An 11,865-nucleotide genomic window follows, 5' to 3' on the forward strand; every position below is an offset into this window, starting at 1 on the left:
ACACGGAGAAAAACAATGACAAAGCTGGTTTTGGTACGTCACGGTGAAAGCGAATGGAATAAATTAAATCTTTTTACCGGTTGGACGGATGTGGATTTAAGCGAAAAGGGACATGAAGAGGCAAAGGCCGCAGGAAAGCTTTTGAAAGCGGAAGGATATGATTTCGACGTTTGCTACACGTCGTATTTAAAGCGGGCGATCCATACTCTTAATCATATACTCGACGAGATGGATAGAAACTGGCTTCCTGTCGTTAAAACATGGAAACTTAACGAGCGCCATTACGGTTCTTTGCAGGGACTCAATAAATCCGAAGTTGCGGCCAAGTACGGTGAAGAGCAGGTAAAAATCTGGCGCCGCGCATTCGATATAAAGCCGCCCGCTCTCGAAGACAACGACGAGCGTTCCGCCAAAAAGCAGGCCATGTACAGGGACGTGGATCAATCCCTTCTTCCCGCAAACGAAAGCCTTGAAACGACGATAGAACGCGTCGTTCCTTATTTTGAAGACGTGATCAAAAAAGACATGAAGGCCGGTAAACGCGTAATCATTGCGGCACACGGAAATTCATTGCGCGCTCTCGTAAAATATTTTGACGGTTTGAACAAAGATGAAATTATAAATGTCAATATTCCTACAGGCGCCCCCTTGGTATACGAATTTGACGATAACTTTAAAGTAGCAAAAAAATACTATTTAGGCGATCAGGAAGCTCTCAAGGCAAAGATGGAAGCCGTCGCCAACCAGGGCAAAAAGAAATAAATTTGATTTTGATATTTGGTAATGAGGCTGCCTAAAAAGTAGTTGACTTTTGAAGCAGCTCCGTCTTCTTTGGTATAATCTCTTAATATAAGCCCCCGTCTACCGGCGGGCTTGTTTTTTTTTGCACGGAATTTCGCGCGCAATAACAGGAACAGCGGACAAGAAGTGTGAACAGGGGAGTGGAAGATTTTTCTTTTAGGTTGTATAATGCTAACAAGAAGTAGCAACGGCTTTTATATCCCGCACACACCGTAAAGCATTGCCGCTTTGACCGGAGGTTTCATGCAAGTTTTAATTATAAACCGCTTGTTCCGTAAGTTCGGGGAAATTCAGATAAAATTCAGATGGCTTTTTTTGATCGTCATGATTGCTATCACCGCCGTCGGATTTTTAGGACTTAAAAAACTTGTGATAGAAGACCAGCAGGAAAGCTGGTTTGACGACAGAGAAAAAATAACGCAGGCGACTAACCGTTTTGAAGATACTTTCGGCAACGAGGATGTCATCACGGTTTTGGTTCAGACGGAAGACGTTTTTGATACCGATGTTCTTAACATGATCAAAGAGCTCGGCAACGAAATGATGGAAACAATCCCTTACGCCAGGGACGTAACTTCCATAGTGGAAGTTTCCGTCGTAAAAGGAACCGATGACGGAATGCAGGTTGTAACTCCGTTTGAAGACGGAATTCCCGACACCGGTACGGCCGAAGGCAGGGCGCAGATGGAATCGATCAGAAAATTTCTGCTTTCCCGCGAAGCGCTTGCAAACAAACTTGTTTCCGAGGATTCAAAAGAAACGTGGATAATTCTTTACCTTTATGATTACGGTGAAGAAGACGATAACGCGCGTACCGGCATGTATAAGGCGGGGCGTGCGGCGCACAAACTTTTGGACGATCCCAAATGGAAAAATCCTAAGTGGAATTTGCTTTGCGCCGGCATCCCTTATACGGAATGCGAAGAAACGGATACAATGCGCGTGGAAATGTCAAGAAGCCTTTTGGGCGGATTTTTAGCTATGATAATCTGCCTTATCCTGTTCGTTCGCTCCGTGAGAGGTCTTGTAGTTCCTATATTTTCAACGATAGGCGGAATAGGCGTTGTGTTCGGTTTTATGTCGCACTTCGGCATAACGGCCGACCAAAACATGATGACAATTCCCATTTTGCTGGGCATGGCGCTGTCCGTCGGCTATTCTATACACTATATAAATTCGTTTAAGCTGCATTTCAGGCAGACGGGGCTTAGAAAAGAAGCCGTCGTGATGTCGGTGGAAGAGACAGGCTGGCCTTTGTTCTTTACGGCGCTCACAACTATAGCTTCTCTCGTCTCTTTTGCCTTAGTGGATATAGGGCCTCTTAAATGGCTGGGCGTAGTATCCTCTTCGACGGTATTTGTCGTGTTTTTGTATGTGATAATCCTTATTCCTATATTGCTTTCTTTCGGCAAAGACCGAAAAAAAGACGACAAAACCGAAATTCAAAAAAACACTAAGGCGGATTTTGCATTTGAATCGTTCGGGCAAAGCGTTTTAAAATACAGTAAACCGATTGTCGTGGCAGGGCTTTTTGCGGTAGCCGTTTTTGTGCCGGGGATTTTCAAAATATACGTAACCCTTGACTATATCCAGATGGCGGGGTTAAAGATCCCGTATATCGCGCGTCTTGCCGCACTTCAGGATACTCAGCTGGGATCCGTCTATTCCTATAAGATTTTGATAGAATATCCTGACATAGACGAATTTAAAAAGCCGGAACGCATGTTTGCGCTTGAAAAACTTGAGCAGAGACTTTCGAATTTAAGCCTTACAAGAAAGACAAACGGAATTCCGCGCGTAAAGTCGGTTCTCGACATAGTAAAAGAGACAAACCGAATGCTTAACGGCGACGATCCGGCTTATTATACTATTCCGGACGATGAGGATCTGCTTACTCAGGAACTGTTTTTATATGAGATCACGGGAGGCGACAGACTTTATGATTGGCTCAACGCCGATTATAATACAGTCTATGTGACGGTAGATCTTTCAAATTACGATGCTACTAAAATGGTATCCGACATTTCCGAGGCTGAAAGAGCCGCTGAAGAGCTGTTCCCCGGCGCTGAAGTTTCTGCGATCGGTTCCGTTGCGGAATTTGCAGAGATGAACGGAAAAATCGTAAACGGTGAAATAAAATCGTTTACGGGTTCTTTTATAATGATCGCGATTATGCTGATCCTTGTGTTCACAAGTATGAGGACGGGACTTATAGGAATGATTCCGAATGTCGTTCCCGTGATAATTCTTGCGGGAATTATGGGATACCGCCGCTACCAGCTCGATATGATGACTATGACTATAATGCCCATGATCTTAGGTATTGCCGTCGACGATACTATCCATTTTATAAATCACGTAAAGTATCTTTACGAAAAGAGCGGCAACTATAAAAAAGCGATCCTTCGTACCTACCGCGAAATAGGAAAGACGCTGGGTATGACGACAGTCATAATATGTACAATGTTCTTTGTTTACGTGTTAAGTCCGTTTAACACCATGCACCGTATCGGCCTGCTTGCGATAATAGGTCTTTTGACGGCGCTTTTGGCGGATTACCTTATGACGCCTACACTGATTTATCTGACAAAACCATTCGGAAAAGAATTTGACGGAGAAGAGATATGACTTATTTAAAGAAAATTTTACTTGTATGCGCTTTTGCTTCGGTTTTTGCAGTTTTACCGGTTTTTTCTCAGACGGCCTACGATATAATGAAGGCCAGCCGTGACAGGTACGAAGGCGATACCGCGGTTTACGAGATGCAGATGACGCTCATAGCCAAAAACGGCACGAAACGCTTGAGAGAGGTTTCTTATTTTTCTAAGGATTACGGAGACTACAAACGAACCGTTATGTTTTTTTTAACGCCTAAAGACGTTACAGGCGTAGGCTATCTTGTCTGGGAATATGATGAAGAAGGCAAGGACGACGACACGTGGCTTTACATGCCTGCCATGAAAAAAGTTCGGCGTATCGCAGGCTCCGGAAAAGACGACTATTTTATGGGAACCGATTTTACCTACAACGATATGGGTAACCGTGAGCTTTCAAAAGATGATTTTTCGATTTTAAACGAAGAGACTGTTGACGGCTTTGCCTGCTGGAAAATACAGTGCGTTCCTCATGATACGACGGAGCGCAACAGCCGCCGTGTCTATTGGATCAGAAAAGATAATTATATAGCGATAAAAGGCGAGCTTTATAACAGACAAAAAAATCTTGAGAGAGTCCTTTCCGTAAAGGATGTGGAGCAGATCGACGGCATTTGGACGGCAAAAACGTTTTCTATGGAAAATCTGGCAAGCGGACATTCTACCTTGCTCGAAATTAAAAACATAACGTATAACAAGAGCCTTGACGACTCGATTTTTACGGTGGCGTCGCTTGAAAAAGGCCGGATGGGTAGATAAAAAAGATAATTATGCAGGTTGCGCACGAGCTTGGCGGCATAGTAAGTTTGGGTGCAGATGCGGTGCGCCGGTTTCTCCGTAAGCGTGCGTCGATCTGCAGCGTAAGTGCCGCCGCGGTTTTTAGAAGATGTCGGGAGGTTTTATGAAAAAAAGTACGATATTTGCGGCAGTCTTCCTTTGTATACTGTGTGCGCCGGCATTTACACAGGATACGGGATTTTCCGTAAGCGGCTTTGTCGATACGTTTCATTCCGTCCAGTTGTTCAAACCCGATAAAATATCTTCGGGAGGCGGCGGACGTCCCGTAAGCGACACCGATAATTCGGACAGACAAATTTTAGACTCAAGGACCAGGGTTCGCATGGAACTTTCCGCCTATGCGGACGACTGCAGCGTGTTTATTTCTGGCAATGCGTCGTATGACGGAACGTGTAAAAGCCGTACCGAAATTGAGCTTAAAGAAGCCTACGCAGATTGGACTTACGGCAGCTTCGGCATAAGAGCCGGTCGGCAAATAATTGTCTGGGGCAAATCCGACGGCGTTCAGATCGTTGACATCGTGTGCCCGCTTGACAACACAAGTCTTACCGGATCGGATATAACCGACCAGAGGCTTCCCGTAAACGCGCTTTCCTTTAACCTGCGCTCCGATATGCTTTCGCTTGACGTAACCGCCATCCCGGTTTTTACGCCTGCAAAAATGCCGCAAAAGGATAATCCGCTGTACGGCGTCCTTTTTCCTTCATATTCATCAGGGAATGCGATGACTTGGAAAGAGCCGGAAGAAGTCCGCTTTTCGCTTAAAAACACGGAATACGCGGTAAGACTTTCGGCATGGCTTCCGTTTGCGGATCTGGCCGCAAGTTTTTTTACCGGGAACGACGACACGGCCGTGTACGCCATGAAAAGCGACGCCTCCGGCATAACTCTAGACGGCTCTTATGACAGAATCTATATGTCGGGCCTTGAGTGCGCAATACCCTTAAGCGATTTTGTCCTTCGTGGAGAATGTGCTTTTATAGGAGGAAGACGCTTTTCAGGGAAAAAATGGGAAGTTTTACCGGACGGCTACATGCTTTGTTCTCCTGTAAAGAAAAATCAGATCCGCGCTCTTTTGGGATTGGACTGGAACCGCAGCGGCTGGACTTTTACGGCGCAATACATAGAAGATGTTATTCTAGCCTACGATGAAGATGAAATTTCAAGAAAACAAAGAATTCCCGCTGCAACTTTAAGCATTGAAAAATCGTTCATTCACGACACTCTGACGTTAAATTTTTCCGGGGTCGTCGATATAAACGATTATGACTGCGCCTTGTATCCTTCGGTAAAATATTCCGTAAATGATTCTATAAATGTAAAGTGCGGGGCGTATGTCTATACTTCAGGCCGTGAAGACTCAAGCGCGTACGGCAGAATGAAGGACGCGAGCTGCGCTTGGATAAAGATGGTTTACAGCTATTAGCCTGAATGTCGAGTTTTGAAAGTATTTCTAAATATTCTTTCGGCGAGAACGCCGTCTGCTTAGCCGCGGTCGAGCTTTTAGGGCAGAATTCTGTAAGTATAACGCTCGAAGCGTCACGCAGCCGGAACCTCGCCTTGAGCATCATTTTATTTATTTTCTCGCCATTCATTGATACATGAAATGGTTGGGAATTTCGAGTTTTAGAAAACTCGAAATCTAGGCTATTATTAGGTTTTCGGACGTTATTTAACTTGCCTGTACGTTACCGTAAGATTTACTATGTCGATCTTTGCCGCTTGTACCGTTATCGATCCGTTTAGCGCGACGGGCGACAGAGGCGTTAAAAGCGTTTCCTGCGCAAGAGACGGGATTATAAACACACCTTGGTTTCCTTTCTGTTCTACGCACACGGCTTCGCCCTTCCAATCGGGATTTTGTAAAAGGTATACCAGCGTCCAGTGCAGGTTGCTGTTGCGCTCGGCGTTTTTACAGGCAGCGGCGGCCGCGTCGCCTGCACTTATGCGTTCAAGCATGACGTCCTTTGTTAAAAGTTCCTTTTTGTCCAAGAACGCGTGTAATTGCTCGTGCGCTACAAGATCTCCGTAGCGGCGGAGCGGGCTTGTTACCTGCGAGTACATGCTTATTCCAAGTCCCGAGTGCGGCGAAGGAGTAACCCCTACGTTGCGCTTCCGCATACATCGTCTCAGCTTGAATTGCCCTGCAAGGCCTTGTGGAAGATCTTTGGGGATTTCAGGTTTGTCCTGGCTCACATAGGGAAAAGGAATATTGTTTTTAAATGCAAATTTTGCAGCGCCCTCTCCGGCTAAAAGCATGGCTTCCCGCACTACGTCTTCGGATTCGTAACGCTCGTCCTTTGTGATTTCTACTTTTTTAGTATCCTTGTCTACACTTATGTGAACTTCAGGCAGCGTGATCGAGACGGCTCCCGCTTTTTTACGGCGTTCTTCGTTCCGTTTTGCGATTTCAAAGAGCGGGTGCAATTCTTCGCTTTCTTTCATCTCGTCCGCCTTTGCAAATGAGAGGCGTTTTACCCTTACTGCGGTCTTTAATACTGAGCAGTCTTCTACCGCTCCTTTTTCATCGAATTTTATGCGGAACGACAAGGCGTAACTCGCATCGTTTAATCCAAGCGCGTAATCGGAAAGAACGGATTCGCAAAGCATGCGGCTTGCTCCTTCGGGAATGTAAAGAGTTGCTCCCCGCGCGCGTGCGGTTTTGTCTATTGAGCTTTCGGGAATAACTGTTGACGCGGGATCGGCAATGTGTACCCAAAGGTATGTTCCGTCCCAGCAGACGGCGTCGTCAGGATCGTTCGAGTATTCGCTGTCTATGGCATAGGCAATGCCTTCTACGGCCAGCCGCTCTTCTTTTTTGGGAGAGAGAAGCGATTCAGTAGCCGACTGCATGGAAAGTCCCCAGCGGACAGGGTAGGGGTTTCGCGTTATTTCCCAAATGCCGGTATCCAAAAGAATTTTATGCGCGTTTTCCTGTGTCTGTTTTATTCCCGCATCCTGCAGGGTTTTTGATTTGTCGCTTTTACCCAACGCAAGAGCTTCCACGTCGACCATGAATTTTGCGTCGTCCGGCAGTATAAGCTTTTTTTGTTTGAGACGGCTTAAAAATTCTTCGCGAACTGCGGCGGATTTTTCTTTTTCTTCAAGTTTCTTTTGCATGGATTTTATAGAATCTTCGGTTTGTAAAAAAAATCGGAGATTGCCGCGTTTCATTTCCTCTTCGTCAAGTTTAAACTCAAAAGAATTTAAAAGTGCGTCGTACAAAAACCATGCGCCGTCGGCGGGAAAGGCGGAACTTACGAGTTCTTTCAGATCGGAAAAAGAAACGGCTTTTGCCGCCTCCTCTTCGTCAGAAATTATAAGCTCATAAATTTCTTTTATCTGCTTTAATATGTTTTTGTCTTCGAAAGACAAAACGCTCTGAATGGAAGAAACTCCGTCGCTCAAAAAAATTATGTCTTTTTCCCGTACTTTTTGCACTGAAAATTGCGGTGCTTTTCCTCCGGCTGCAGAAGGTGCAGCTGCGGAAGCTGTGCGGAATTCTATCGTATATTTGTCGCCGTCGGCTTCGGTTACTACGGCCGGTTGTCTTTTATATAAAACCAAAGATTTTTTTTGGATCATGGCAATATCATAGCTTAACGGATTAGGCATGGCAATATAAATATTTTAACAATTTTGCGGCGCGAATTGAAGATTCTGCCCGATTGATACAAAACATTTATTTCTTTATAATGACCGCAATCTGTTATTAAATTTTTTAAGATTTAAATACGATTTATTTTCAGGGGGAAATATGACAATAACGGAAATGCTGGGACAAAGTCTGATTCTTACCGTCCTCGGTATGGGTGCCGTTTTTGTTTTTCTGATCATCATGATTCAGGCTATGATTTTAGTAAATAAGATCATTCGTGCCTTTAAACTTGATGTAGAAAAGCAGGATACGGCAGTTCAAACTCAAGCCGCACCTGCTGCTGCTTCGGATAATTCAATAATTGCCGCGATTGCCGCTGCATTGCGTGCTAAGCGCTAATAATCATTAGGAGAGTTTTTTCATGGCTAAGAAAGTTCAAATTTCAGAATTGGTTTTGCGCGACGCACACCAGTCTCTTCATGCTACCCGCATGACAACGGCGGATATGCTTCCGATCGCCCCCAAACTGGACAAGATCGGTTACTGGGCGGCAGAAGCTTGGGGCGGGGCTACCTACGACAGCTGTATCCGTTTTTTAAATGAAGACCCTTGGGAACGCCTTCGCAAATTACACGCGGCTATGCCAAATACCAAGCTCATGATGCTTTTACGCGGACAAAACCTTTTAGGCTATCGTCACTATGCGGATGACGTAGTGGATAAATTCGTAGAGTATGCGGCAAAAAACGGTATAGACGTATTCCGCATTTTTGACGCCTGCAACGATCCGCGCAACCTTGAACGCGCTACTAAGGCCGCAAAAAAGACGGGCAAACACGTCCAAATGGCAATTTCCTATGCGACTACCCCTTATCACACAAAAGAGATCTACGCCGATCTTGCAAAAACCTACGCGGAATTCGGAGCCGATTCGATCTGTATAAAAGATATGGCGGGTCTTTTAAAACCTTACGAAGTCTACGATCTCGTAAAGGCGATCAAAAAGAAGGTAGACCTTCCCATTGAAATTCACTCGCATTCCACGACGGGACTTTCAGTCGCGACGCTGTTAAAGGGAGCGGAAGCAGGAGCTGAAATCCTTGATACGGCAATCTCTTCGATGTCTATGGGAACTTCCCATTCCCCGACAGAAACTGTGGTTGAAATGTTCAAGGGCACCGAATACGACACGGGACTGGATATCAGAGCCTTGCTTGAAATCGCAGCTTATTTCCGTGAAATCCGCTTGCACTACGCTTCTTTGGAATCCAAATTCCTCGGAGCGGACACCCGCATCCTTGTGTCTCAGGTTCCCGGCGGAATGCTTTCGAACCTTGAATCCCAGCTTAAACAGCAGGGCGCAGCGGATAAGATCGACGAAGTTCTTAAAGAAATTCCCCTTGTGCAAAAGGACGTAGGATACGTTCCCCTTGTTACTCCTACTTCTCAAATCGTAGGCACTCAGGCGGTATTCAACATACTTTTCGGCCGATATAAAAATCTCACTCAGGAATTCAGGGATCTTTTGGTAGGCAAATACGGAAAACTTCCGGCCGCTCCGAATGCGGATCTTGTAAAATTGGCCCTCGAGCAAAACAAAATGGATGAAGTGATTACCTGCCGTCCTGCGGACAAGATCGAACCGGAATGGGATAAAATGGTTGCCGAATCTAAGGCTAACGGAGGCAACGGTTCCGTAGAAGACGTGCTCACATACGCCATGTTCCCGAAAGTTGCGTCCAAATTCTTTGAGACGAGAGCAAACGGCCCCGTCGACGCTGAAAAAATGTTCGGTGAAAAGAAAGTTGCTCCTTCAACATCTTCGGCAGGCGGAAGCTATACGGTTACGGTAAACGGTTCTTCGTACGACGTTACGACCGGTCCTTCCGGCGATTCAATGAACGTGACTGTGAACGGTACGGCTTACAATGTGACGTTCGGCAAAGCGGGAAGCGCTCCTTCTGCGTCCGCCGCCTCAGGCGCCGCTGCTGCGGTTTCGGGCGGGCAGGAAATCAAAGCTCCCGTAGCGGGAACTCTGCTAAGGCATGTCGTCTCTCCCGGAACGAACGTTACAAAAGGCCAGACTATCATAATGCTTGAATCCATGAAGATGGAACTTGAAGTAAAAGCCCCCTGCGACGGAAAAGTTTCGTTTACGATACAGCCCGGAACACAGATCAAAGCTGGTGACGTGCTCGGAAACATAGGCGGCGCTCCTGTAGCTGCCAAACCCGCAGTTCAGGCGGCGCCTGCGGCACAGCCTGCTCCGGCGGCAGCGCCCGCATCTTCGACGGGTGGAAAGGCTGTGAAGGCTCCCGTTGCCGGAACCTTGCTTAAGTATGTAGTGGCTGAGGGCGCTGCCGTAAAGGCGGATACGACCGTTATAATGATAGAATCCATGAAGATGGAGCTTGAAGTAAAAGCGGGGGCTGCAGGCGCCGTGCATTTTGTCGCCGCGCCCGGTTCGCAGATCAGTGCAGGACAGCTGCTCGCTGAGATCAAATAGGACGGATCGTAAAATGAATGATTTAACAAATAAAAAAAGCACTCAGTTTATGAAAGCCTGTCTGGTTTTGTTCGGAATTACGCTGGTGCTTTCTTTTGCAAGTACCGTTTTTGCATCCAATTCTCACAGGGAAGTCGCTTCGTTTAGAACGATGTCAACCGCAATAATAAAAGGGTCGGAGAACATTCCGAATATCTCGGTTTCAAAGTTTTTGATGAACCTTTATAAGACCACCGGTATTTATAAAATAATTCATACGGAAACGGCCGAAGAGATGGCTCTGGAGGAAGTTCAAAATGCGGCGCAGCACTCGGCTGCCGCTGCGGATCCGTTTGCAGGCAAGATCGTCCCAGGCTGGCAAAGGCTGATCATGGTAGCGATCGGGTTCCTGATCGTCTATCTCGGGGCTGCGCGCGGATTTGAACCGCTTCTTCTCATTCCTATAGGATTCGGGACAATTCTTGTAAATATTCCGGGCGCGGGAATGGGGGACGCTCCTCACGGAATGCTGCACATAATATACTCTTCCGGCGTAGGAAACGAATTCTTTCCGATGCTGATCTTTATGGGAATAGGCGCAATGACGGACTTCGGCCCGCTCATCGCGAATCCTAAATTGGCGCTGCTCGGCGGCGCTGCCCAGTTCGGAGTATTTTTTACCTTGTTCGGCGTTGCGCTTATGAACCTTATTCCCGGAATCGATTACAACATGAAACAGGCCTGCGCTATCGCAATAATAGGCGGCGCGGACGGACCTACTTCGATATATGTTTCAGGAAAGCTTGCTCCCGAAATGATGGCCGTTATCGCCGTAGCTGCATATTCGTATATGGCTTTGGTTCCTATGATCCAGCCTCCGATTATGAAACTTCTCACGACCAAAAAAGAACGCCATATCACTATGGATCAGCTGCGCATCGTTTCTCCGATTGAAAAGACGCTGTTCCCCATGGTTTTGCTTATCCTTGCCATATTGCTTCTTCCTCCCGCTGCGCCTCTTATCGGTATGCTGGCTTTCGGGAATTTCGTAAAGGAATGCGGCGTAGTTTCACGTCTTTCAAAGACTATGGAAAACGAATTGATGAATATCGTTTCGATACTGCTTTCTTTGGGAGTGGGTTCTCAGATGACGCCTGAAAAGATCATGAACATGAACTCGATAGGCATTATTTTCTTAGGTCTGTTCGCCTTTGCAATCGCTACGGCTGCCGGCGTTCTCATGGCCAAATTTATGAACCTGTTCCTCCGCAAGAAGGTTAATCCTCTGATAGGTTCTGCGGGAGTTTCCGCCGTGCCTATGGCGGCTCGCGTATCGAATAAGGTGGGAATGGAATATGATCCTTCAAACTTCCTTTTGATGCACGCAATGGGACCGAACGTCGCAGGCGTTATCGGTACTGCCATCGCCGCAGGCGTGTTCATAGCGACTTACGGCGGCTGATAAAGCACATTTTTTGACGGCGTAAGTTCGGAACAAAATAAGACAAAATAATGGGCGGGATTTCAAA

At 46.4% G+C, this 11,865-nt stretch carries 8 protein-coding genes; 7 read left to right on the top strand and 1 reads right to left on the bottom strand.

What is annotated here, in order from left to right:
* Positions 1-15: 15 nt before the first annotated feature.
* The 4 genes from gpmA to HRI96_RS04645 all read left to right on the top strand — a co-directional run bounded on the left by gpmA (position 16) and on the right by HRI96_RS04645 (position 5,679).
* Complete coding sequence (gene gpmA, locus HRI96_RS04630) at positions 16-762, top strand: 2,3-diphosphoglycerate-dependent phosphoglycerate mutase (RefSeq protein WP_210118349.1); 747 nt, start codon at positions 16-18, stop codon at positions 760-762.
* Between the two features lie 282 nt (positions 763-1,044).
* Positions 1,045-3,429, top strand: a complete 2,385-nt coding sequence (locus HRI96_RS04635) for an efflux RND transporter permease subunit (protein WP_210118350.1) — start codon at positions 1,045-1,047, stop codon at positions 3,427-3,429.
* Entirely contained in the window at positions 3,426-4,214 is a 789-nt protein-coding gene (locus tag HRI96_RS04640; RefSeq protein WP_210118351.1) for an outer membrane lipoprotein-sorting protein, read from the top strand. The genes HRI96_RS04635 and HRI96_RS04640 overlap by 4 nt, the downstream gene beginning before the upstream one ends.
* A 142-nt stretch (positions 4,215-4,356) precedes the next feature.
* Positions 4,357-5,679 carry a DUF1302 family protein gene (locus tag HRI96_RS04645; RefSeq protein ID WP_210118352.1) on the top strand — a complete coding sequence of 441 codons (1,323 nt, stop codon included), beginning with the start codon at positions 4,357-4,359 and terminating at the stop codon, positions 5,677-5,679.
* Between the two features lie 242 nt (positions 5,680-5,921).
* Here the strand turns inward: HRI96_RS04645 and HRI96_RS04650 are convergent, their stop codons facing one another.
* Positions 5,922-7,868 (bottom strand): ribonuclease catalytic domain-containing protein, encoded by a 1,947-nt coding sequence (locus tag HRI96_RS04650; RefSeq protein WP_256729300.1) that lies wholly within the window; start codon positions 7,866-7,868, stop codon positions 5,922-5,924.
* Between the two features lie 142 nt (positions 7,869-8,010).
* On the opposite strand from HRI96_RS04650, the gene HRI96_RS04655 reads away from it, so the two are divergent.
* The 3 genes from HRI96_RS04655 to HRI96_RS04665 are packed head-to-tail and all read left to right on the top strand — an operon-like array spanning position 8,011 to position 11,798.
* Positions 8,011-8,250, top strand: coding sequence for an OadG family protein (locus HRI96_RS04655; protein ID WP_210118353.1), 240 nt, complete (start codon positions 8,011-8,013; stop codon positions 8,248-8,250).
* A 22-nt stretch (positions 8,251-8,272) separates the two neighbouring features.
* A complete protein-coding gene (oadA, locus tag HRI96_RS04660) occupies positions 8,273-10,357 on the top strand; it encodes a sodium-extruding oxaloacetate decarboxylase subunit alpha (protein ID WP_210118354.1) in 2,085 nt (694 codons plus the stop codon).
* 13 nt (positions 10,358-10,370) lie between these two features.
* Complete coding sequence (locus HRI96_RS04665) at positions 10,371-11,798, top strand: sodium ion-translocating decarboxylase subunit beta (RefSeq protein ID WP_210118355.1); 1,428 nt, start codon at positions 10,371-10,373, stop codon at positions 11,796-11,798.
* Positions 11,799-11,865 lie beyond the last annotated feature (67 nt).

The organism is Treponema parvum, from assembly GCF_017893945.1.
GTDB classification, from domain to species: Bacteria; Spirochaetota; Spirochaetia; order Treponematales; family Treponemataceae; genus Treponema_D; species Treponema_D parvum_A.

Coding starts and splice junctions, on each gene's coding strand:
- gpmA (WP_210118349.1), top strand. CDS start 16: ATGACAAAGCTGGTTTTGGTACGTCACGGTGAAAGCGAATGGAATAAA.
- HRI96_RS04635 (WP_210118350.1), top strand. CDS start 1,045: ATGCAAGTTTTAATTATAAACCGCTTGTTCCGTAAGTTCGGGGAAATT.
- HRI96_RS04640 (WP_210118351.1), top strand. CDS start 3,426: ATGACTTATTTAAAGAAAATTTTACTTGTATGCGCTTTTGCTTCGGTT.
- HRI96_RS04645 (WP_210118352.1), top strand. CDS start 4,357: ATGAAAAAAAGTACGATATTTGCGGCAGTCTTCCTTTGTATACTGTGT.
- HRI96_RS04650 (WP_256729300.1), bottom strand. CDS start 7,868: ATGCCTAATCCGTTAAGCTATGATATTGCCATGATCCAAAAAAAATCT.
- HRI96_RS04655 (WP_210118353.1), top strand. CDS start 8,011: ATGACAATAACGGAAATGCTGGGACAAAGTCTGATTCTTACCGTCCTC.
- oadA (WP_210118354.1), top strand. CDS start 8,273: ATGGCTAAGAAAGTTCAAATTTCAGAATTGGTTTTGCGCGACGCACAC.
- HRI96_RS04665 (WP_210118355.1), top strand. CDS start 10,371: ATGAATGATTTAACAAATAAAAAAAGCACTCAGTTTATGAAAGCCTGT.